Raw genomic sequence first — 23,471 nt, 5'->3', positions numbered from 1 at the left:
AAAACCTTCACCTTTGAGATTTACCGTATCAATCCCTACATGAATTAAGATTTCACGTCCTGAATCTGAAAGAATCCCTATTGCATGTTTTGTTGGGAATAAGTTGACAATTGTTCCGTTAACCGGTGATACAATGGTGCCTTCAGATGGGATTATCGCAAAACCATCCCCCATCATCTTTTCTGAGAAAACAGCATCAGGAACATCTGTTATTGGCTTTAGTTCCCCTTTCATAGGTGACATAAACAAATTATCACCTTTATTCTTTGTTTGAAGAGCATCTGGATTAACTTCTTCAATTTGTTGTTCGACTCCCTTTTCTGGAGCCTTTTCGACGACACGCGGTTTCTTTCCTTCCATAATATTTTTCATTTGGCCTTTTATAGTTTCAGAACGAGGACCAAAAATTGCCTGAATATTATTTCCAACTTCAAGCACCCCGGAGGCTCCTAGCTTCTTTAACCGATCCTTGTCAACGTCCTTAACATCATTAACAGAAACTCTTAATCGAGTGATACACGCATCAAGATGGGCAATATTTTCTTTTCCTCCCATTGCATCAAGAATGTCATAAGGAAGTTCACTCGTTTTCCCTTTTGTAGTTTCTTCCTCATCATCAGTGTCTGTCACTTCTTCTCTACCTGGTGTCTTCAAGTTAAATGTCCGAATAGCAAAGCGGAATCCAAAATAATAAATTAAGGCGAATGCCAAACCAACCGGAATGACAAGCCAAGCATTCGTTTGAGGATTAATTAATCCAAATAAGATATAGTCAATTAACCCGCCCGAGAAGGTCATACCGATTTTCACATTCAGCAAATGCATCGTCATAAATGATAAACCAGCAAATATAGCGTGGATTCCAAATAAAACAGGAGCTACAAACAAGAAAGAAAATTCAATAGGCTCTGTAATACCAGTTAAAAAGGCAGTCAAGGCGGCCGAAGCCATTAAACCACCAACAACAACCTTTTTCTCAGGACGAGCTTCATGGTAAATTGCCAGTGCAGCCGCAGGTAAACCGAACATCATAAACGGAAATTTACCTGTCATAAACGTTCCAGCAGTTAAATCTTGAACATTATCACTGATCTGTGCCATGAAAATACGCTGATCACCACGAACGGTTTCGCCGGCCGCTGTTACATATTGGCCAAATTCATACCAAAACGGCGAATAAAATATATGATGCAAACCAAATGGAATAAGCGAACGTTCAATCACACCAAAGATAAATGATGATAACGTTAAGTTTGCATGCACCATGTTTTGAGAGAAGGCATTTAATCCATTCTGAATCGGCGGCCAAATAACCAGCATCAATAACCCTAAAATGACAGCTGTAGCTGCTGTTATAATAGGAACAAATCTTTTTCCAGCAAAGAACCCCAAATACGATGGTAATTCAATTTCATAGAATCGGTTATAGAGTAAAGCCGCAATGATACCGACAATTATTCCGCCGAACACCCCTGTTTGGAGAGTTGGAACACCAAGAATATTAGCATAGCTTAATCCGTTAACATCCTCAGCTGTAATTCCAAGGGCGGTTCCCATTGTCACATTCATGATTAAGTAACCAATAATGGCAGCTAACCCTGCAACACCATCACCGCCTGCCAAACCAACTGCTACCCCTACGGCAAACAGTACCGGCAGATTTCCGAAGACAATGTTTCCAGCTTGCTCCATAACAGCCGCAACAAGATCTACCCCATTGTTATCCAAAAACGGTGCTAATTCCAGCAATGTCGGGTTTCTCAACGCCGAACCTAACGCAAGCAAGATCCCCGCCGCCGGCAGCAAGGCAACCGGAAGCATCAGCGCTCTCCCTACTTTTTGCAGGACACCGAAAGCGTTTTTAAACATACAGCATTACCTCCTTAAAAGTTATTAAAAAATACCCATTTGATTTCAAACAACTTCTTCAGAAATAATCTACCCAAATGAGCCCAATTCAATTAAAAATCCTTTACTTAAACGAAAATAGACAACACAAAAAGGCCGCACCATAAAGTGCGGCCCAATTGTTCATACTGCTTATTTTAAGAAGATAAAGTACAAGATAAAGATAACAAATAAGAAGTACATAACTGGATGAATTTCTTTCGCTCTTCCCTTCACCAGCATCGTGATTGGATAGAAGATAAATCCAACCGCAATCCCTGTTGCAATACTATACGATAATGGCATGACAAGAATAGTAAGAAAGGCTGGTACAGCTATCTCGAACTTGGTCCAGTCAATTTTTCCTAAAGAAGAAACCATCAATACTCCTACAATTATTAAAGCCGGTGCCGTTACAGCCGAAGTAATAACCTCTAGTACCGGGAAGAAAAATAAAGATAGAAGGAACAGCACTGCCGTAACAATTGAAGCAAATCCTGTCCTAGCTCCAGCAGCAACACCTGATGTTGATTCAACATAGGACGTTGTCGTTGATGTACCAAAAATCGCACCCGTAACAGTCGCAATAGAATCAGCCATTAGCGCTCTTCCTGCACGTGGTAATTTGTTATCCTTCATTAAACCAGCTTGGTTCGCAACTCCAACTAAAGTACCTGCAGTATCAAAGAAGTCAACAAACAAGAAAGTTAATACAACAACTAACATGTTAATCGTATAAAATGAAGGATCTCCGAGCCCTTCAAATGCTGCTCCGAAAGTTGGTGCTACACTCGGAATTGCACCAACAACCTTCTCCGGTACGTCGATTAATCCAAAAATCATACCGGCAATCGTTGTAATTACCATTCCAATGAAGATGCCGCCGTTTAACCCTTTTGTCATCAAAATAACCGTAATCACGATCCCAAAGATAGCTAACAGTACATTTCCATCTGAAAAATCTCCCAAACCAACTAAAACTGCATCATTATTTACGATTAATCCAGATGATTGAGCACCTACAAAAGTAATGAACAAACCAATACCAGCACTAACTGCAAATTTTAACTCAGCTGGGATTGCATTAATAATCTTTTCACGCAAACCTGATAGAGATAACACAATAAACACAAGTCCTGATAGGAAAACTCCTCCAAGAGCATGCTGCCAAGGGATCCCCATCGTTAAGACAACCACATAAGCAAAAAATGCATTCAAGCCCATTCCCGGTGCAAGAGCAATTGGATATTTGGCGATGATCCCCATTAATAGCGAACCGATTGCCGCAGCGACAGCCGTTGCGACGAACACAGCTCCATAATCCATTCTCATTTCATCCGGTAAATCCGGGACATCCATTAAGGATAGCGTCATTGGGTTAACAACTAAAATATATGCCATTGCTAAGAATGTTGTTAAACCACCGATTATTTCACGGCGGTAAGATGTTCCTAGTTCTTGAAACTGAAAATACTTTTTCATATCCTTTTCCCTCCCAAAATAGTAATAAAAAAACACTACAAGATACCTGTAGCGCTGACAGCAAGATTGTGAACTAATTAGGAGAAAAGAAAAAAAGATTGCATGAAGAGCCCAATTATAATCACGTATCTCGTAGTCAAGCTATTTACGGCAGCTCGGTAGAAACTATTGGGCCATATCCCCAACATTATACGACATGATTCGATATTCTTTTTAAAGCCATAATTATAATAACAAGTAACTCAGGTATCCGTCAATATAAAAAACGAACATTTTTAACATGTTCGTTTTTTATCGTTCGTATATTAAGGTTATTTTAACTTATTTCATATTATTCCCATTCGATTGTTGCAGGCGGCTTACTTGTAATATCATACACAACACGATTTACATGACTTACTTCATTAACAATTCTAGTTGAGATCGTTTCTAGGACATCCCATGGAATTCTCGCCCAGTCAGAAGTCATCCCATCGATCGATGTAACAGCACGAATACCAATCGTGTAATCGTATGTGCGGGCATCACCCATAACCCCTACACTGCGGATATCCGGAAGAACTGTAAAGTATTGCCAGATATCTCTTTCTAATCCTGCATTTCTTATTTCTTCTCGTAAAATGAAATCCGATTCGCGAACAATTTCAAGTTTATCATCAGAAATCTCACCAAGAACACGGATTCCTAGACCTGGACCTGGGAATGGCTGTCTCCATACGATTTCATCAGGAATACCTAACTCAGTACCTAACGCACGAACCTCATCTTTGAACAAAGTGTTCAATGGTTCAATCAATTGGAATTGCATATCTTCTGGCAGACCGCCAACGTTATGATGCGACTTAATCGTTTGCGCAGTGGCCGTACCGCTTTCGATAATATCTGTATAAAGAGTTCCTTGCGCTAAATAGTCAATTCCCTCAAGCTTTGTTGCTTCATCATCAAATACGTAAATAAATTCATTTCCAATAATTTTACGCTTTTTCTCAGGGTCGCTAACACCCTTTAATTTGCTCAGGAAACGATCCTTTGCATCCACTTTGATAACGTTCATATGGAAGCCTTCAGCGAATGTTTTCATCACACTTTCCGCTTCGCCCTTACGAAGCAAGCCGTGATCGACGAAAATACAAGTTAACTGATCGCCAATTGCCTTATGGATTAAAACCGCCACGACGGAAGAATCTACCCCGCCGCTAAGAGCACAAAGCACTTTCTTATCTCCAACTGTTTGACGAATTTTTTCCATTTCAATTTCGATGAAATTTTCCATCGACCAGTTGCCCTTGCATTCACAAATGTTAAAAACAAAATTTCTTAACAATTCATTTCCATATTGTGAATGGCGTACTTCCGGGTGGAATTGTACAGCATATAGATTTCTTGACTCGTCACTCATAGCTGCAATTGGACATGACGGGCTAGTCGCATCTACAGTAAAGCCAGCAGGAGCTTCGATCACAAGATCTCCGTGACTCATCCAGACAATTTGTTCATTCGGTAAACTGCCGAACAATCTTGTTTCATTTTGAATAGCGATTCCAGCTTTTCCATATTCACGCTGCTTTGCAGGCTCCACTTTCCCTTTAAAATGAGTAGTCATCAATTGCATTCCGTAACAAATGCCCAAAATCGGCAATCCTAGTTCAAAGATCTGCTCATCACAGCGAAATGCATTTTCATCATAGACACTGTTAGGACCACCAGAAAAGATGACACCCTTTGGGTTCATTTTTTTTATTTCTTCCGCGGTAATCGTATGCGGATGTAATTCACTGTACACACCAAATTCACGGATTCTTCTTGTTATTAGCTGATTGTACTGGCTTCCAAAATCTAGTACGACAATCTTTTCTTGGTCTTGAAGCTCTGTATTATTCGCCATCCTCAGTTCACCCCATAATGTTATATAAATTTCATTAACTACTCTGTCGAACAAGCACCATTCTAAAGTATAGCTTAACCACGTTCATAAAAAAAACTAGAATTCCGCCTCAAATAAAAATGAAGGCAGAATTCTAGTTTTTAAAAGTTTTTAAAAATAGAATGACCCTGCCTTCATAGTCAAATCATTTAAGGTGATTTGGTAGAGACTCTCGGACCATATTACCGAGGATATATGAAGGTGCATGTTTAATTTTACAATATGATTTCCCGAATATTGTATCAACATGTCGATTTTCAGGTCAAGCTATTGTTTTTTTAATTAAATTTTCCCACAATTCCTTTGTCTCATCCCAGCTGCCTTTCTCTAAGTGTCCCTTGTATAAATACCTTTCATAATGGGATGTTAATACCCCCATTTCTTTTGAGGAAAAATATTCGTCAACATCGGCTGCATAATCCCGCAGTGTCTGATTATCTTCCCTTCTTAATCCATATCGATTCAAATGTGTTAACAAAACGAGATAGGCCGCCGGGAAGTCATCGTCCTGTCTTCGTCTCTTGAATCTAAATAGAATAAAGTATGGAAGCCATTTTAACCGAATCTTATACAATCCAAGAAGCACCATGCCTAGAATTAGTGAAGCAGCAAGGATTTTTTTCCATGCTTCACTTAGGAAAAGAATTATACTATCCCATAGAACTTGGAAACTGTATGGCGAGTTAGATGAACTCGTTGTTTGTTGCTCTGCTTGAAGTGTTTCCTCTTCGGGATTATTTTCTTGTTCAGGAGTGTTGGCCGAACTGTTTTGGTTAGTAGAATAATTATCAAAGTTAAATTGAACATTATTCGAAAAACCTTTAGTCGGTTCAAACGGTACCCAGCCAACCTCTGGAAAATACACTTCAACCCAAGAGTGAGCATTATTATTGGTAATTTCATACAGCCTTTTTCCAGATTCAGCAGTACCCCTAAATTCCCCCTCTGTGTAACCTTTCACCCATTTTGCCGGGATCCCAAGTGATCGCAAAAGCACAACCATCGAAGTGGAGAAGTTATCACAGTAGCCTGTCATTGTTTCAAAAAGAAACTGGTCTACATAATCATCCTCTTCTCCCGGAATCGCTACATTTGTTTGATCATATTTATATTCGGGACGATCAAAATAATCTTCAATCGCCCTTGCTTTATCAAACCAAGTAGCCTCCTCTTTCGTAATTTCTAACGCAAGATCTTTCACTCTTTGCGGGAGATTTTCCGGTAATTGTGTATAGACTTCGAGGAACTCACGATCAAGAGATGGATGGTTGTGATTTACGGTTTGCATCATTGCTTTTACACTGTATCTCGGTGAATTGTATTGAACGGTATATTCGTCAAGATTAGGCAGAGCAGCTCCAGATGAAGGAAAACTGTAAATTTTCTCTAATTTGCTATCATATTCAAATGTGTAGTCCTGATTCGTCTGCACATACTGTGAGCCTAACGGATAAATGAGATGAGGATAGTCTACTAAGGGATAAACAACACTTGTACGTTCAGTAAACTCCATTTCCGGACTAGCAAAAGAACTGGCCGGAATAGGGTCAACTGTTCCAAATGGGATTCTCTGCTCCTTTTCTGCGGAAGTTTCCCATCCTTTACCCGTATAGATATCCTTTGTTTCCACTTTCCAATAATGCCTTGACTCCGTATGGGTGAAATAAACTCTTGTGTTGTCCCCAATAAATGGTCCTCCTAATCTAGAATCATCAGTACCATATCCTACCTTGCTGATCCCAGGACCATCATTTCCGCTGTCTTCTGAATAAGATGTAATATATGGTACCGGGTCCGGCCATATCGGCTCGGCTTTAGGCAAACCAAAACCAATGATGATACTAAACCCAAGCATGACCACTAAAGAGGTAATCCACCGTCTAGAAACTCCCGAGTATTTGCGGATCCCTTCCCGCTCTAATATCCGGTTCAACGTCAACAAACTCATTACCACAAACCCGGCAATCATGGTCCGAACAATTGCTTGATCAGCGTTATATGGTGTGAATGTATCTAGAACCGTGATGTACAGCAGCGTCATAAAAAAGAAAAGAAAAATTTGTTTGCGGTTAACCAACCAATATGAAATTAAGTACGTCATCAATGACAATAGTACAAAGAACAACAAACTTCTAAAAGATTCAGTTAAGCCAGACCAATCCGATTGAAAGACAGAAGTCAAGTTGATAAAAATATCCTTGCTGAAATCGTCAATCCAAGTGAACTGGAAAAAGGATCCTCTAAAGTACAAATAATGAAGCACATATAAGATGTAGACAATTTTAATAGACCAGCGTAGAACATTTCTCATCCTAAAAATAGACATCAGCAATGAAATGGCAAGATAATAGATAAACACACTGATGTTTGAAGTATCTGTTAACATATCAATAGGGTATAGCCATTCCATCAAGAGAAAGTATCCACACAAGTTTAATATCATTGCCATAAAACTAAATGACTGGCTTTGCTGGTTTGTCAACTTCTATCCACCCCCATGAAGGCATCAGAAAAATGGCCATGATAAACAAATATAACTCGTATGCCTTTTGCATGAGAGGCTGCTTTTAAGGACAGTTCTTCAGCACTTGGGGTTTCTTTCTCATCTTTAAGCAAAAAGATAGCAGTAGATTGCTTTTTCATCCCAAAAGAACCAGCTCTTTCCACTAATTCTTTTGAAAGTTTTGCCGTCACTAACAAGTTTGTACCATTGTGATCCTTTTGGAGAGCCTCTCTCTCTATTACTTTATGAAAAGGGATCTCGCAGCAATCTTGGATTTTCGCCAAATGATAGAATAGCTGATGCTGGTATGTTTCTCCTTTTCGACTCGGGAAACTGACTCGATCTTTGCTTACAGTCAGCAAACCTAGCTGCGACCCATTACGAAGAATGGACCGGACTAGTGAAGCTGTCAGAGACACAACCCCTTCAAATCTTGCATCCGGAGAGCAATCCATGACAATCGTTACATTTTGGGATTGCCGTTGTTCGAATTCCTTTGTCATCATATTGTTTCTCTTTGCAGAAGCTTTCCAGTTAATCCATGAAAAGCGATCACCTGGCTGATACTCCCTAATTCCCACAACCATCGAGGTATCTCTTTGAATTTTTTCATTTGACGCAGACATCCCCTGATCATGCCGCATATTTAACGGGGAGTAACGTAATTCTTCATAAGCAGGATACACAACGATTTTTTCAGCCTTCGTCGATAGAATGATTGTTTTCTCAAATAGACCAAGCGGGTCGCCTATCTTAATATTAATATTTTGAAAGATATGCTCTCCCCGCGGTAGTTCAACGAAATCATACTCAAATTCTATTTCTTTTTGGAAAAAAGGAAAAACCAGTGTTTTCTCATGGGATTCTTTTTTTGCGGAAACCAGCGAATCACTTATTTGATCTTCTATTACCATATAAAACAGCGGAAAGGAGGAGTTTCTTTGCAGACGTATTTTAACCTTTAAATCATCACCAGCTTTACACTCTTTTCTTGAAAAATGTCTTTTGACTTCAACCCTTTTTGGCTGATATAACGACAGTGCTAAGCCATAGAGCGCAAATGGCAGAAAGCTGTAGAATAAAAACCAGCTAACAAAACCACCTTGAAACATGGCGTACGAAAAAGTGATTACCACAAGTAAAATCAGAATCGTTAATTTCCAAAAGGTCTTAAGAGTATGGAAAACTCTCTTCATTTACTTCACTAACCTTTGGACAGGCACAGACACTCTTGTCAGTATTTCTGAAATGACTTCATCCGCTGTGATCCCATCAAACTTAGCATCAGACCTTAAAATAAGGCGGTGAGCAAACACATTCGGTGCTAAATATTGAATATCGTCTGGTAATACATAGTCTCGTCTATATATGTAAGCATAAGCTTGGGCCGCCTTCATTAAGGCAATCGACCCCCGCGGACTTACCCCTAAATAAACACTCTCGTGCGTTCTACTTTGATTGGCAATCTCAACAATATATCTTTTAATTGAGTCATTCACCGTTACCAGTTTGATCTCTTGTTGAATATCTCTTAACTCTTCTAGATCAATGACGGGCTCCAGGTCATCAATCGGTGCCATTCTTTGCGTCGAATTCAATACTTCAATTTCCTCTTCCACACTTGGATATCCCATTTTCATCTTCAGCAAAAAACGATCTAGCTGGGCTTCTGGGAGCGGGTAAGTCCCTTCGTATTCAATCGGGTTTTGGGTAGCCATAACAAAAAACGGCTTGTCTAAAATATGTGTAACACCATCAATCGTGACACTGCTTTCTTCCATTCCCTCAAGTAGAGCTGATTGAGTTTTCGGTGAGGTACGATTAATTTCATCTGCTAGAATGATATTTCCCATTATAGGCCCAGGTTTAAACTGAAATTCCATTTCCTTTGGATTATAGATGGATACTCCCGTCACATCTGATGGCAGCAAGTCAGGAGTAAACTGTATTCTTCTAAACTGGGCGCTTACTGACTTCGCAAGTGCTCGCACCATCATCGTCTTCCCTACACCTGGAACATCTTCAAGGAGAACATGCCCTTCTGCCAATAAGGCAACCAGACTTAACTCCGCCACCTTTCTCTTGCCTATCATGACATTCTCTATATTTTTTAAGATCCTTTCAATTGTAGGATTCATACTGTCTCGGCTCATGCTTTCCCTCCTGTTAAACACCTAATTAGTTGTCTACTTTATTATTACATAGAATTCTATACGATCTGTAAAATTCCTTTCTAAACAAAGGAAGTTTAACATATTGCTAATGTGTCAGAGGCGTTTTTTTCATCGAACGTGCTTTGTGAATTTCTGGAAAAACTATGAGGTTGCGTACGATCACCATATTTCTTGATTAGCTGTTTCATTACTGCTCACTCTATGGAACACTTCAGTCTTGTAGTCCTTGACGTTGTTTTTATAAATGTTTTATAATAAATATTACAAATTCTAATATGTCCCAGTAGCTCAGCAGGATAGAGCAACAGTTTCCTAAACTGTAGGTCGGGGGTTCGAATCCCTTCTGGGACGCTAAAGAAACCTTTGTATATCAAGGGTTTCTTTTTTATTGGTTACGAAAATTTGTTCGAATTTATCGGTTATTGGTAGCGGATTGGTAGCGGAGTTAAATTCAGTATAAAAATCGTGGGGATACATAACGTATGAATTGCTCTTGATGTCCATTAAAAACATTAAAAATTGACAGAAGTGAGAATTTCCATGTAGAGAAAAATGAAGTATATATAGCTTATGAATGATTCTAGCAAATTTAAATACACCCTTATGATTTGATACTGGAGAAGGTCATTGTGCATTGTAATAAAAATATAACCGAAGATGTAAAGAAAATGTTAGAAGCCGTTAATATAAAGGTGGGTTCTTTTAATTTGGGGAGTTGCAATAAAAAATGTTGTTGTTTTTTAATAACAATTTCTTCATAATTGGGATATTAAAGAAGGAGGAAATGTTATGTTATTGAGTGATAGACATCTCAAAGAATTAGCATTAAACCACCAATTAGTAACGCCATTTAACGAGGATTATTGTGAAGGTGCTACAATCAACTTGACATTAGGTATTAAAGTAAAGAAATACATATCACGATGAAAGTATCATTATGTGAGAAAAATTAAGGGATGATCAGTATCAAGAGTATAATCTAAACGAATCTGACTTTTATTTAGAGTCGGGAGAGTCGGTACTTGTCCAATCTAGAGAATATTTTAGAATACCTGATAATATGGCTGCACAAATACTCGAAAGATACAGTATAAAATTATTAGGATTACAAATTAGCCCAGCTAGTTATATGAATCCGGGATACGAAGGAAAAATGACATTTGTTGCATTTAATCAATCCCCAAAGCCAATTCGTTTAACTCCAGGAATAAAATTTTCTCAGCTTGCTTTATTTGAATTATCAACTATCTCTGAAAGGCCATACCGAAATCAAGAAGATGCTAAATACTTAGGAAGTAAGGATATAAATATTTCCAAACTATATTTAGATAAAGAAATACAGGATTTCCTAATAAACCGTGGGATAGATAACGTTTCGGCTGACACCGCAAAAGAACTTGGTGGTTTTTTAATGTAGTGAACAAAAGAGACATTTAAACACCTTAACAGTCATATGAGGTACAGATGCAGATTAGACCTGAACTAATTAATAATATTAGATATGAATACAAATTGATGCGTGAGAATGGTTATACAAAGCAATATACTTGTGAGGAATTGGGAAGATGGTACCGCCTCAAGCCAAAACGAATTTTAAATATCGGCAAGGGAATTACATATAAGAATATTAAACCAGAACTTGGGCCCCTACTCAAATGAGTAAGGGCCCCTTTCTTGGAAATATTGCTAGATCGTTTGTCTCATTTGTCGATTTCGGGTCTTTAATATTGACGAGTCATTGTTGGGTCTGAGAACAATTCATAACTTTCGACTGATTTTTCACAATATACATCGCCGCGTCGGCATTTTTAATCAGCGCCTCGACCGTTTCCCCATCTTCTAGGGAAACAGCCACACCTATACTTGCTGTAATGAAAATTGTATTACCTGCAATTATAAATGGTTCGGAGATTACATCTTTGATCCGCTCAGCTAATGAAGTGACATCAGCCCGCCCTTCAATATTCGTTTGAAGAACCGTGAACTCATCACCACCCCAACGAGCGACAAAACCCTTGTCTCCAACTGCGAATTTCAACCTTTTTGCAGCCTCAATAAGAAGTTGATCTCCAATATCGTGTCCAAATGTATCATTGACGTGTTTAAAACCATCCAAATCAAGTAACATCAGTCCGTGAAATCCATCTTTAGATTCTTCTAAAAGTAGACTTAGGCGTTTCTTAAACAGAAGCCGGTTTGGCAAATTAGTTTCGCTGTCGTGGTAGGCAAGATAGGCAATTGTCTCTTCAGCTTCTATACGTTCTGTAATGTCTTGCCCTACACCAATAGTTTGTATAATATATCCAGATTGGTCCCGGATATATTGAGCAGTAGTCTCATACCATCGATATTCCCCACTTTTATGGCGAACACGACCGGTAAATCGAACCGTATCTTGATCGATAAACAATGAATTTCGATGCTCAAGCAATTTTTTATTGGTCTCGGGGTGGTTAAAAGATGCCGCGGGTTTCCCGATGACTTCTTCTGGAGAATACCCAAGTAACGCCTTCACATTAGGAGAGATATAAGTGAATACACCATCGGATGAAATAGAAGAGATAATGTTTAGGGATTTTCCTGAAATTAGCGAGAACATTTGTTGAATATCTGTTATTTCCTGCATATAAAATATACTCCGATTAAAATTTTGATTTTATCATTATATTACATCTAATTATGCATAAGCAAAGGGTATTTTTTTCCTGATAACAGACAATTCACTATCGACTTATTGAACAATCCTACTCAGTTAGCAGAACAAGAAAAGCCACTGCTCTTGGTTGAACAATCGCACCCGTTTAGCTTAAATTCATTTCTTTACAATATCTTCGTATTGGAAATTAGACAAATTTGTTAATTTTCTATACCTATTTGCCCATTCGTGCTTACTTTCGATGAATACAATGCCATGAAAGGAGGTGGAGAATAACATGGGATTAATCAGACTTTGCCCATGTGATTGTTCTGGGTCAGTTACAATAACAAATCAAATTAGTCCAGACGAACAAGCAACTTTAATTGCTGATATATGTCCTGACTGTGAAGGTGGCGGCACAGCTACTTATACTGAAGTACAAAACCAAACGACCACTTTAAGCTTTATAGCAACTAATATAGGACCAACGAGTTGCATCACCAACGGTGATGAACTATTATCGGTAGCTGGCGAAGGAAACATCACAACATCTATTGGCACGTTCCCAGCTACATTTACTATATCTTTTTACGAAGCAGCAAGGGAAGATATTGAAGATATAGCGATTATTAATATCCATTGGTTTGACGCTGGTGTCCCTAACTTAAGACAACGGCAATTTACTGTATTACCTAAAACATTACTGACAATTACAGACTGCCCGTAATTGTGCTTTATGGAGAGCGGGTAATATTATTTTGCCTGCTCTCTTTTTTATTTCTTGTTTCACAATATACGTCTACTACGTCATACAAGAGTTAGTCTGGCCTGTTTGCAGAAGACTTGATCTTATTGAAAATCAATCAAATCTATATAACTTTTTTAATTCTCAAAACTATGATTTTATATCTTTTTCACCAGAAGGACTGAATTGGTAAACAGTCTGTCATTCTTTGGTACACTTTTGTCATTTGGTGGTATATTCTATGTCAGAGGTGGTACATTTCATTGGCTGTAATCAAACACCACTTTAATCGAGAGAAATATTATTCATTTGGGTCTTTTCTCTATTATCATTGTCATTTATTAATAAAAGGAACCTTACAATAAATGCGATAAAAAAACTCCTTCCAAATAATCGGAAGGAGTTTTCATCATTAAATTTGTCGTAAAACCATTTTTCAACTTTCATTTAACTCCCTTGATTTGGATCATTTTCATCTAACCCATCATTATCTGGATCTTCGAATGGTTCTTCTAGATTTTCTTCAACGTCATCAATGTTTTCCCCAGTGTCTTCTGCTGGACCTTCCTCTACAATATGATATTAAGCTCCCTCAAATTATTATCAAAAATTACAAAAGTAAACCTAAAATGGCAACGTCCCTGGTAGCAATTTGGTAGCGAACTAAAACTTTCTTAATTTTTTTAAAAACGTTATTATCCCTAACAAACTGGTTGAGATATTGATTTAATTGGCTTTTTCATAATTCTACTTTATCAATCTTTTTAATACCATCCGTTTCCTAAACTGTAGGTCGGGGGTTCGAATCCCTTCTGGGACGTAAAAAAGCCTTGATATATCAAGGCTTTTTATAATGGGTTAATTTACTACTTTATTAATTGCCGAAAATTTACCGAAAATAAAAAGAACTCTCACTAGAAAATTATCTGGGTCCCTTTTTTGTGGTGGGTTCTTTAGAAGGAATAATCAGTAACACAAAAAGTAGGGCTATGATTACGGCCATTAGAATTTACCACTTCTGCCATGTTTTTTACCAGCGATCGTCACATTATATACCAATTTTCACCAATATGTTTACCAATGAAGTATTATCAATAAAAATGGATTTACAAAGTTAAGGATTTTGAAAGATAAAAAAGTCTAATTACTTCACATCTTTACCGAGGAATTAGACTAATGGTCTTTAACAATCGCGCTAGATTGTTGAAGACTACTCCTTATTTTTAATGTTTCATTGTGAATACTTTAGAGTTAAGTTGTCTACTATTCCGAAATAACTTGTAATAGGACTTAAATAAGTACCTCTTTTAGAAAAGAAAAAAGGACTATCTAATTACTCCCTTCTACTTTTTTATTCAAATATTAGTCTGTTAATTTATTTTCAATGTCATATTCTTCCGTTTTTTCTGCTAACCATGTTGAATATTGTTCATTGACTTTTGAATTTAAAAGGTCTTGATAAACTGTATCTTTTACATCTTCAAATACAGCTTCTTTTTCTTCAATTTTGTCCGTTACTTTAATTACATGGAAACCATAATCTGTTTCAATCGGCTCACTAATTGTATCGATTTCCATGGCGAATGCAGTATTTTCGAAAGCTTCTTCCATTTCACCCTTACCAAAGTAACCTAAATTACCACCATCCTCTTGAGTTGCAGTATCAGTTGAATATTCTTTTGCAAGTTCTGCAAAATCTTCCCCGGCATCTAATTTTTCAGTAACTTCTTGAGCCGTCTTCTCATCCTCTACTAAAATATGACTTGCTTCTACCTGGGCTGCTTGTCCATAAGCAGCATTATTTTCATCAAAAAATGTCTTTACTTCTTCGTCTGTGATTCCAACATAGTCTTCCATCAATTTTAACGTTAAAAGATATATTTTAATATCTTCCTTTACATCTTCTACATCCATATTATAAGAAGAGATAGCTTCAAGAAAGGCTTCCTCCCCTCCATATTGGCCAGTATAAACTTCGTATTCCGCCTCTATTTCTTCTTCTGTTACAGATACATCTAACTTTTCTGCCTCTAATTCAATAATTTTATCTGTAATTAGTGTATCTAATACTTCCACACCATATTGAGCTGTTAATGTTTCATTTAATTCAGCTTCAGTTATTTTTTCTCCATTTACTGATGCAATCATTGAAGAATCTCCACTTGAGCAGCCTACAAGCATAGCACTTAAAGCTAATGGAAGTACGATCACCTTAATAATTTTTGTCATTCTAATTTCTTTCATAAGTATTCCTCCGTTCATTTCTTTACCAATTTAGACTACAACAATTATATTAACTATTGATTGTGTCAGTAGAATGTCAAAACCAAATCTATAGCCACTAAAAAACTCCCATAAAAAATAACAGCCAATGTTTAGCTGTTATTATTGGATAAGTTATTCGAAATGTTGTTCCTTTCGTGGAGCTTTTTAGTAAAACTAAATCTCCACCAAGGTCTTGGTTAATCATTTTGCTTAATGCTAATCCAAGACCTAGTCCCTGATTTTATATTTTTTCTTTTCACCACAGAAAAAGCGTTCAATAATAAATGGCTGTTCCGCTTCCTGTATCCCACTTCCATTATCGGATACACGTCAGAAGTGAGTTATCTTTTAAGATAGTTTCCCACTATTCATTTAATGATGGTTGGTTGCTTATTAATGTAACTTCAGCTTTTTTCAATTCACCTTGGCGATAATATTCAATCGTTATTGTATCGCCTACAGATAAGTCGGTATACAAAAATTTTCTAAGTTGATCGGCATCGGTTATTTTTTCTCTATTTATTGAGACAATGATATCTTCTGCCATTAAGCCTGCTTTAGCTGCAGTTCCAGATTCATCAAGACTGGTAATAATGACCCCCTCCGTTAGATTACCAGCGATATTTTCTAAGTAGAATTGCGGTACTTCTGAAAGGTTTGCCATCGAAACACCAAGATATGGTCGGATAATTTGCCCATTCTCCGTCAATTCTTCAATAATCGTCTTTACGTCATTACTTGGGATAGCAAAACCTATCCCTTCTACTTCATCATCGGCGATTTTCATACTGTTAATCCCAACGAGTTCCCCAGAAGTATTGATTAGTGCACCACCACTATTTCCAGGATTGATCGCAGCATCGGTTTGAATGACATTCATTTCCCAGGTTCCGGTACTGGTTGAAACATCTAGAGTTCTGTTGATTGCACTGACAATTCCTTGGGTAACTGTTCCATATAAATCAAGACCAAGAGGGTTCCCGATGGCGATGACGTCATCTCCTGCTCTTAACATGTCTGAATTGCCAAACGTTAGAGGAGAAATATTAAAGTTTCCAGTGACTTTTAATAAAGCAATATCTGTCAACGAATCAGCGCCGACCAGTTCTGCCGTTACGATATCTTCATTGTATAAAGTCACTTCAATCTTAGTTGCCTCTTCAATGACATGATTATTGGTTACAATATATATTTCATTGTCTGTCACTTTGTAGATGACACCTGAGCCTGTTCCGCTTTCTAGTTCTTGGCTAGCTTCACTGTTATTTTGGTAGAAGCTAGGAAATGAATTCTGTCTAGCACTTTGAATATTTGTAATTCCGACAATTGCTTTTGATGCTTTCTCGATAATGTCGGCAGTCGAGGTTGATACTTGTTGAACGTTTAATGAAGTATCAGTTGAATGGGTTTGTTGATTATTTATTGCTGAAGCTTCTTGAATAGCTTGTGTTGTCCCGTTTTCCTTAATATGAGCGATTTGTGGCGCAACTCCTAATGTCAGTATCGATCCAATCACACCTGCAGTTACAGTTGTTAAAAACCCTTTCACCGTTGATTTTCTTCTATTCTTTTTCCCATCTTTATTTTCCGAAATTTTATTTTGATGATCATGTTCATTAAACATATAAATTCCTCCTATCAAGCTGGTCGTTTAAATTCCCTTTACAAATTCAAGTTTATCTCGGGATTATGTCAGGCGGATGTCAAATAATTAAAGCGGAAATATTCTCAAAAAAAAATAACAGCCAATGTTTAGCTGTTATTTTTGGATAAAGTTATTCGAAATGTTGTTCCTTTCGTGGAGCTTTTTAGTAAAACCAAATCTCCACCAAGGGATTGGATAATCATCTTGCTTAATGCTAATCCAAGACCTAGTCCTCTGATTTTATATTTTTTCTTTTCACCACGGTAAAAGCGTTCAAAAATAAATGGCTGTTCCGCTTCAGGTATCCCACTTCCTGTATCGGATACATCGATAATGATTTGTGTATCATCTTCCATCAAGGCGACGAAAATTTCACCTTTATTTCCCAATGCATGTTTTGCGTTGTTCAGCAGATTTGTCATGATCTGTTCAAACCGAATTGGATCAACTGTGACTTCAACCGGGTTGATGAGCTTATGGAGTTTGATCTCAATCTCTTCTTTTTGGGCAACTTGCCAACTAAACAGAGCATTTTCTACGACTTCATTAATATTATAGATTTCATTATTAACAGGGACTGTATTTGTTGCAAATTGATTGAATGCGAGCAAATCTTCTACCATTGTCTTCATTTTTTCTGTTTCATTTAATGATATATTTAAAAACTCTTTAGCTTCATCTCCCGTAACCACTTCATCTTTAAGCGCCTGTAATAAACCGCTGATGGAAGTTACAGGGGTTTTCAATTCATGTGTGACACCTGCCAGTAGCTCGGTCCGCAGCGACTCGAGCCTTTCCAATTTTTTCGTCATTTCTTTAAATGAGTGGATTAATTCGTAAACCTCTTTTTCTTTATTTTCATTTGGAATATCGATTTGATAATTCCCTTCTGCCACGAGTTTGGCCGCTTCTGCTACATCTTTAATCGGTTTTGCCAAACGATTTGACAGAACATAGATGGCAGCCCAGCCAAACAATGCAAGACTTATAATCATAATTGCTAGTTGAGTATATTCTTGGTTAACATATGTTAATTTATCTTTGGAATCGACCATAACTACCCAGCCAACGACTGAATCATTTATTTCAATAGGTGATTTCACGGCAAAAAATTCTTGATTATAAATGGTCAACCTCTGTATGATGTCTTCATTATTTAAAATGGATTGATTTAATTGCTGTTCGATTGGCCCTTTGGGCCGATTACTCGAAATAACATTTCCATTTTTATCTACAATATAAGTAAAAGGATCAATTTCTAATTCAGTCTTCAACTCTCGCTCACGGAAAAAATTGGGTGGAGGTTGCGCCTCTTCATTCATGGCAACAATCCTGTCCGCCATTCCCTCAGCAAGCACCGACATCAAGTTCAACCGGTTTTCCAATGTATTATGACGGATCCAGAGTGCAGAAATAATTGCGACGGCAATGAGTCCTATACATAATGTAAACAGGTATCTGCTTGTCCAATATCTAATTAAAGAAACGCGGTTTTCGTTTTTGAAAAACTTTGAGTGTTTATTTTCCTCTGATTTATGTTTTTTATTTTTGATAAACACTTAACTGATACCCCAATCCTCGAAGTGTTTTGATTTCACCTTCATAACTTGGCCAATCTTGCAAAGATTTTCTAATTCGCTTTACTGCAAGGTCAACTGCACGATCGCTCCCATCATAATCCCAGCCCCATATTTGTTCGATTAATTGCTCCCGGGTAAAAGTTTGATTGGGGTTCTCTGCCAGAAATAACAGAACAGATAAATCACGTGGGGTAAGCGTAATATTTTTTCCATTCACCATCACCTGATGTGCTTTTAAATTGATTTCTAACTGACCAAACCGTTTCACCGGACTATCATTATCTGCTTGCGTTCGTCTCAATACAGCTTTCACACGGGCAACAACCTCATCGGCAACAAACGGTTTCGATATATAATCATCTGCACCAATATTTAACCCATCCAACCGATAATTTACATCACCAAGGGCTGTCAGCATAATGACAGGACAATTATTTTCTTTCCTTATTTCCTTTAAAATTTCCCAACCATCTTTATTCGGCAGCATTACATCCAACAAAACAAGATCCGGATAACATTCATGAAATTTTTCCAATACATCATCGCCATCATATACCTGGACAACTTCATAGCCAACTTTTTGCAAATAAGCCTTCAATACTTGACTAATTGCATATTCATCTTCCACAACTAATATTTTCATTGGTACTATAACCTCCCGAAAACTTGTAAACGACAAAATATTGGTTCACTCTTTTGTTTTTCTCTATAACATTACCACAGAAGTAAGTCAGCAAGATGTCAATACCAAATAGATAAATGAAGCAGCACCAAAACATACCAAATATTCCATTGACACACACCTGACATATTTCCCTTTTATACTGGGCATTGTTGAACAGCCTACTCATTGATTAAGAAATTCTAAAGGAGGTTTAAACTTCTTTATGTTTTGTTAAATTTGTCCATCATAATGTGATTCACAGGGCTTAAAAGAAAAGGAGATGAATATATGAAAGCACTTAGCTTAAACGGTGTTCAAGGCCGCCATGAATTAAAGCATGAAATGACAAAAATGGATTGTTACCTTCTCAGAAATAGGTTGAAATACTATATGGAAGTCGATCCTCATGCGAATAAAGATGGAAAATATCTTATCCGAAGTGTTTATTTTGATAACTTTGATAATAAAGTACTTACGCAAAAAAAAGAAGGCTTTTATGAACGAGATAAATTTCGTGTTAGATTGTATGACTACAATCCAGGCCTTCTTAACCTAGAAAAAAAGAGTAAACGCAATAATCTAACATACAAACAAAAGTGCCGGATAACAGCACAAGAGTATGATCAAATTATGTTAGGTGATATTTCCTGGATGCAGGACGATTCTAGACCACTTATGCGTGACTTATATTTTGAAATGAATATGTTTCAGTTAAGGCCGGTGACTGTGGTTGATTATGAACGAGAAGTATTTATTTACCGATACGGAAACGTACGCGTTACCTTTGATAGCAATATTAAAACAAGCTTTCGAAATAATGATGTGTTGAATCCAGATTTACCGGTGCTTGAAACAAATCCTGATATCGTCATTCTTGAAGTCAAATATGATGAGTTTTTACCGGAAGTGATTAAAAAGCTCCTTCAAATTGGGAACAGACGAAAAGGAACGTATTCAAAATATCAGATTAGTAGAATGTATGGGTAAAAAACATTATGAAACCTTGCAGCATAGAGAGAGTTAGAAATGGCTATATAAACGCTAATGTACTAGGAAAAACGTATTTTTTCAGAACATAAGAATCGGAGGAATAGGAATGGAAAGTTTAAATTTTAATGATATTTTCAAATCGAATTTTTTAGAAAAGACAAGCAGCTTTTCAGTGGTTGATTCTATTATCGGGTTAGTATCAGCTTTTATATTAGGATTATTGATTTATATGGTTTATAAAAAAACCTTTTCAGGTGTAATTTATTCACATACATTTAATATTTCACTAATTGTCATGTCCATGGCAACCTCTTTAGTGATCATGGGTATCTCTTCTAACGTGTTATTGTCCCTTGGTATGGTTGGTGCATTATCAATTGTCCGTTTTAGAACACCGATTAAAGATCCAATGGATATTGTCTATCTTTTCTGGGCTATCATCGTGGGCATTTTATGCGGGGCTGGTTTTATTCCACTAGCAGTTATAGGTTCTATTTTAATCGGCCTAGTATTAATTCTTTTTATTAACAAAATCAAAATTGAAAATCCTTATTTATTGGTTATTAGATATGATGAGCAATCAATTGAATCAGCTTTAGAACACATTGTCTCAAGTCATACAAAAAAACACAGTGTTAAATCTAAGTCTATAGCTTCAGGTAATCATTTTGAAATCACTTACGAAGTTCGCCTAACAGACGAAAATACAAGCTTCTTGAATAGTATTTCAGATATGAAAGGTATACAATCGGCAGTTATGCTTAGTTATGATGGCAACTTTACTGCTTAAACTCATTTAGGTCTTATTGACATGGCGGCAGGATTGCCGCCAAAGTTAATAATTTTTGATATTTTCATATAGGAAAAATAAACATGAGTGGAGGGTAGATTATGCCAGTTAAAATGCGATGGATTATTTTTCCGATGATTGCTGCAATTGTCTTAGTTATAGGGGCTATTTATTTGGTTCAATTATTTGACCTTGAAAATACAGACCCAGCTTATTCATATAATAAAAAGCTATTTAATGAAGATATCGTTACAACCATTGATATTACAATTGATGAGGAAGATTGGGCAGATATTTTGGCAAATCCAGCAGCTGAAGAATACAAGGAAGCTTCCGTTACCATTAATGGAGAAACGATTTCTAATGCAGCCATTCGAACGAAAGGAAATTCTTCTTTAACTTCGGTAGTGCGGAGTGATTCGGAGCGCTATAGCTTAAAAGTTGACTTTAATTACTATGATTCTACTCAAAGTTATTACGGTTTAACAAAATTAAATTTAAATAATAATTTTAGTGACTCCACTCAAATGAAGGAATTCGTTTCATACGAGTTAATGGAGCAAATGGGTATAGCAACCCCTGCTCATTCGTATGTGAAGGTCATGGTGAACGGTGATTATTATGGGCTCATGCTGGGTGTAGAGGCAATCGATGAAACATTCATTGCCCAGAATTATCATACATCAAAAGGTTATTTGTATAAGCCTGATGGTACAGGAAGCGATCTTGTGTACATTAGTGATTCTCTAGAAGATTACGAAGGAATAGAAGTAAAAATGAATGAAGATAACACCGATGACTCGAAGCTGATCTCCATGATTAAAGCAATTAATGATGGTGATGGATATGAAGAATATTTGAATACAGATCAAATGCTCATGTATTTTGCTATGAATACAGCACTAGTTAGTCTTGATAGCTACCAAGGGCAGATGAAGCATAATTATTATTTATATGAGGATGAAGACGGTGTCTTTTCCATTTTACCGTGGGATTATAATATGTCCTTTGGTGGATTTGGTATAGGAATGGGTGGAGGTGGCCGCGCTCCTATGGCTCCGAATGCTGATACATCCGGCGAAATGACTAATGAGCAGGATGCTCGGCAAGCCCAAGGTTTTGATCCAGCACAAATGCCAAATAGACAGCAGAATGATGAAAAAATGGAGCCTGGCAATGGTCAGGCAGTTGAAAATGGACAGCCCCCTATGCTACCAGGAGGAGACCAGCAAAATGGCGGGATGATGATGGGGTCAGGAGAGTTACTGTCTGAAGATGCGATTAACTTTAGCATTTATGAGCCAGTTTCAGGGACTTCCTTAACCGATCGGCCATTATTGAATGTGTTATTAAGTGATGAAGCCCTCGTCGAACAGTATGAAACGTATCTAGGACAAATTGCTGAAGAAATTTTAACCGAAGAAAATGTTACTACCATTACAACGAAGTTAGGAGAACTACTAGAGCCTTATATTGAAGAAGATCCTTCAAAATTTTCAACAACGGAAAAGTTTTTAGAAGGCGTTAGTGGAGATAATAGTTTACCTGAATTTGCAAAACAACGTAGTGAGTCTATCTTAGCACAGCTATCTGGCGAACTTGTTGTTCAATCACCACAAACATCTTCCATGATGCCTGGAATGGACGGTCAAGCAGGTCGGCCAAATGCCAATGGAGAGCCCTTCCAAAACGGCAATGCCCCACAAATGAATGAAGGAATGCGCGGCGTTTTTGACATTAACTCGATGACAGACGAAGAATTTGAGCAATTTTTAGAGAGAATTCAAGACGGTAATTTCCCTATTACAATACCAGAGGACTTTGACTTGATGACAACAGACGAGAAAAAATCCTATTTAGCTGAACAAATGGAAAATATGGATATGCAAGGTCCTGGAGGTACTAATGGCAGCAGGGATAGATCAATGATGAATAATGAAGCAAGCAATACGGAGGAGGCAACTGGTGAATTCACCAAAACAGATGTGTATCAGCTTCTAATCTATTTATCAATAGTACTGGTGGCTATCGTTTTTATACGACGAATTGGCAGATAAATTAGAAAACCGGTTTCAAGTCTAGAAATCGGTTTTTTATTTTTCGACATTGTGACTCTTTTATCTAAAAAAGAATAGGATTTTATATTAAATTTTAATTGGATTTTAAGATAACTAACTTTTTATA

At 37.2% G+C, this 23,471-nt stretch carries 16 protein-coding genes, 1 tRNA gene, 1 pseudogene and 2 riboswitches (1 of these 20 only partly in view); of the genes and pseudogenes, 7 read left to right on the top strand and 11 right to left on the bottom strand.

Going from position 1 to position 23,471, the window contains the following annotated elements:
* From ptsG to CZ487_RS02580, 6 genes are all read right to left on the bottom strand, one after another.
* On the bottom strand, nucleotides 1-1,869 hold the 5' portion of the coding sequence (gene ptsG / locus CZ487_RS02605; protein WP_077210692.1) for a glucose-specific PTS transporter subunit IIBC. It extends 201 nt beyond the left edge of the window; the window shows 1,869 of its 2,070 coding nt (coding positions 1-1,869); the start codon lies at nucleotides 1,867-1,869; its stop codon lies beyond the left edge, outside the window.
* Nucleotides 1,870-2,040: 171 nt separating this feature from the next.
* Nucleotides 2,041-3,369, bottom strand: coding sequence for an NCS2 family permease (locus CZ487_RS02600; RefSeq protein WP_077210691.1), 1,329 nt, complete (start codon nucleotides 3,367-3,369; stop codon nucleotides 2,041-2,043).
* 113 nt (nucleotides 3,370-3,482) lie between these two features.
* Nucleotides 3,483-3,584: riboswitch (purine riboswitch) on the bottom strand.
* A gap of 116 nt (nucleotides 3,585-3,700) precedes the next feature.
* The gene (gene guaA / locus CZ487_RS02595; protein ID WP_077210690.1) at nucleotides 3,701-5,254 is read right to left on the bottom strand and encodes a glutamine-hydrolyzing GMP synthase; all 1,554 of its coding nucleotides are present in this window, start codon (nucleotides 5,252-5,254) and stop codon (nucleotides 3,701-3,703) included.
* 156 nt (nucleotides 5,255-5,410) lie between these two features.
* Nucleotides 5,411-5,512: riboswitch (purine riboswitch) on the bottom strand.
* Between the two features lie 43 nt (nucleotides 5,513-5,555).
* Nucleotides 5,556-7,775, bottom strand: coding sequence for a transglutaminase domain-containing protein (locus CZ487_RS02590; protein WP_077210689.1), 2,220 nt, complete (start codon nucleotides 7,773-7,775; stop codon nucleotides 5,556-5,558).
* Nucleotides 7,772-8,992 (bottom strand): DUF58 domain-containing protein, encoded by a 1,221-nt coding sequence (locus tag CZ487_RS02585; protein ID WP_077210688.1) that lies wholly within the window; start codon nucleotides 8,990-8,992, stop codon nucleotides 7,772-7,774. Before CZ487_RS02585 ends, CZ487_RS02590 begins: the two co-directional genes overlap by 4 nt.
* Nucleotides 8,993-9,949, bottom strand: coding sequence for an AAA family ATPase (locus CZ487_RS02580; RefSeq protein WP_077210687.1), 957 nt, complete (start codon nucleotides 9,947-9,949; stop codon nucleotides 8,993-8,995). It abuts the gene before it with no gap.
* A 298-nt stretch (nucleotides 9,950-10,247) separates the two neighbouring features.
* On the opposite strand from CZ487_RS02580, the gene CZ487_RS02575 reads away from it, so the two are divergent.
* The 3 genes and pseudogenes from CZ487_RS02575 to CZ487_RS26280 all read left to right on the top strand — a co-directional run.
* Nucleotides 10,248-10,321, top strand: a tRNA-Arg gene (locus CZ487_RS02575).
* Between the two features lie 444 nt (nucleotides 10,322-10,765).
* The gene (locus CZ487_RS27620; RefSeq protein ID WP_272914182.1) at nucleotides 10,766-10,897 is read left to right on the top strand and encodes a hypothetical protein; all 132 of its coding nucleotides are present in this window, start codon (nucleotides 10,766-10,768) and stop codon (nucleotides 10,895-10,897) included.
* Nucleotides 10,898-10,943: 46 nt separating this feature from the next.
* Nucleotides 10,944-11,387, top strand: a pseudogene (locus tag CZ487_RS26280) (dCTP deaminase); the annotation flags it as partial.
* A 318-nt stretch (nucleotides 11,388-11,705) separates the two neighbouring features.
* On the opposite strand, the gene CZ487_RS02560 reads toward CZ487_RS26280, so the two are convergent.
* On the bottom strand, nucleotides 11,706-12,596 hold the full coding sequence (locus CZ487_RS02560; RefSeq protein ID WP_077210684.1) for a sensor domain-containing diguanylate cyclase: 891 nt from the start codon (nucleotides 12,594-12,596) through the stop codon (nucleotides 11,706-11,708).
* A gap of 307 nt (nucleotides 12,597-12,903) precedes the next feature.
* Between CZ487_RS02560 and CZ487_RS02555 the strand changes: the two genes are divergently transcribed.
* Nucleotides 12,904-13,335 carry a hypothetical protein gene (locus CZ487_RS02555; RefSeq protein ID WP_077210683.1) on the top strand — a complete coding sequence of 144 codons (432 nt, stop codon included), beginning with the start codon at nucleotides 12,904-12,906 and terminating at the stop codon, nucleotides 13,333-13,335.
* Nucleotides 13,336-14,715: 1,380 nt separating this feature from the next.
* Here the strand turns inward: CZ487_RS02555 and CZ487_RS02550 are convergent.
* The 4 genes from CZ487_RS02550 to CZ487_RS02535 form a co-directional block, all read right to left on the bottom strand.
* A complete protein-coding gene (locus tag CZ487_RS02550; protein WP_084783111.1) occupies nucleotides 14,716-15,597 on the bottom strand; it encodes a peptidylprolyl isomerase in 882 nt (293 codons plus the stop codon).
* Between the two features lie 385 nt (nucleotides 15,598-15,982).
* Entirely contained in the window at nucleotides 15,983-17,242 is a 1,260-nt protein-coding gene (locus tag CZ487_RS02545) for a S1C family serine protease (RefSeq protein ID WP_077210682.1), read from the bottom strand.
* 128 nt (nucleotides 17,243-17,370) lie between these two features.
* Nucleotides 17,371-18,822 (bottom strand): HAMP domain-containing sensor histidine kinase, encoded by a 1,452-nt coding sequence (locus tag CZ487_RS02540; RefSeq protein ID WP_237562787.1) that lies wholly within the window; start codon nucleotides 18,820-18,822, stop codon nucleotides 17,371-17,373.
* A complete protein-coding gene (locus CZ487_RS02535; protein ID WP_077210681.1) occupies nucleotides 18,806-19,486 on the bottom strand; it encodes a response regulator transcription factor in 681 nt (226 codons plus the stop codon). The genes CZ487_RS02540 and CZ487_RS02535 overlap by 17 nt, the downstream gene beginning before the upstream one ends.
* A 309-nt stretch (nucleotides 19,487-19,795) precedes the next feature.
* On the opposite strand from CZ487_RS02535, the gene CZ487_RS02530 reads away from it, so the two are divergent.
* From CZ487_RS02530 to CZ487_RS02520, 3 genes are all read left to right on the top strand, one after another.
* Nucleotides 19,796-20,494, top strand: coding sequence for a polyphosphate polymerase domain-containing protein (locus CZ487_RS02530; protein WP_077210680.1), 699 nt, complete (start codon nucleotides 19,796-19,798; stop codon nucleotides 20,492-20,494).
* Between the two features lie 109 nt (nucleotides 20,495-20,603).
* A complete protein-coding gene (locus CZ487_RS02525) occupies nucleotides 20,604-21,287 on the top strand; it encodes a DUF4956 domain-containing protein (protein WP_077210679.1) in 684 nt (227 codons plus the stop codon).
* Between the two features lie 101 nt (nucleotides 21,288-21,388).
* Nucleotides 21,389-23,344, top strand: a complete 1,956-nt coding sequence (locus tag CZ487_RS02520) for a CotH kinase family protein (protein WP_077210678.1) — start codon at nucleotides 21,389-21,391, stop codon at nucleotides 23,342-23,344.
* Nucleotides 23,345-23,471 lie beyond the last annotated feature (127 nt).

This window comes from Robertmurraya dakarensis (genome assembly GCF_900156875.1).
GTDB lineage: Bacteria > Bacillota > Bacilli > Bacillales > Cytobacillaceae > Robertmurraya > Robertmurraya dakarensis.
Note: the sequence above shows the minus strand (reverse complement) of the source record. Positions and strands in the feature narration are given on the sequence as shown.

Bases quoted from the DNA above. Each gene is read 5' to 3' on its own strand.
- CZ487_RS02600 (WP_077210691.1), bottom strand. From the start codon at position 3,369: ATGAAAAAGTATTTTCAGTTTCAAGAACTAGGAACATCTTACCGCCGT.
- guaA (WP_077210690.1), bottom strand. From the start codon at position 5,254: ATGGCGAATAATACAGAGCTTCAAGACCAAGAAAAGATTGTCGTACTA.
- CZ487_RS02585 (WP_077210688.1), bottom strand. From the start codon at position 8,992: ATGAAGAGAGTTTTCCATACTCTTAAGACCTTTTGGAAATTAACGATT.
- CZ487_RS02580 (WP_077210687.1), bottom strand. From the start codon at position 9,949: ATGAGCCGAGACAGTATGAATCCTACAATTGAAAGGATCTTAAAAAAT.
- CZ487_RS02560 (WP_077210684.1), bottom strand. From the start codon at position 12,596: ATGCAGGAAATAACAGATATTCAACAAATGTTCTCGCTAATTTCAGGA.
- CZ487_RS02555 (WP_077210683.1), top strand. From the start codon at position 12,904: ATGGGATTAATCAGACTTTGCCCATGTGATTGTTCTGGGTCAGTTACA.
- CZ487_RS02550 (WP_084783111.1), bottom strand. From the start codon at position 15,597: ATGAAAGAAATTAGAATGACAAAAATTATTAAGGTGATCGTACTTCCA.
- CZ487_RS02545 (WP_077210682.1), bottom strand. From the start codon at position 17,242: ATGTTTAATGAACATGATCATCAAAATAAAATTTCGGAAAATAAAGAT.
- CZ487_RS02535 (WP_077210681.1), bottom strand. From the start codon at position 19,486: ATGAAAATATTAGTTGTGGAAGATGAATATGCAATTAGTCAAGTATTG.
- CZ487_RS02530 (WP_077210680.1), top strand. From the start codon at position 19,796: ATGAAAGCACTTAGCTTAAACGGTGTTCAAGGCCGCCATGAATTAAAG.
- CZ487_RS02525 (WP_077210679.1), top strand. From the start codon at position 20,604: ATGGAAAGTTTAAATTTTAATGATATTTTCAAATCGAATTTTTTAGAA.
- CZ487_RS02520 (WP_077210678.1), top strand. From the start codon at position 21,389: ATGCCAGTTAAAATGCGATGGATTATTTTTCCGATGATTGCTGCAATT.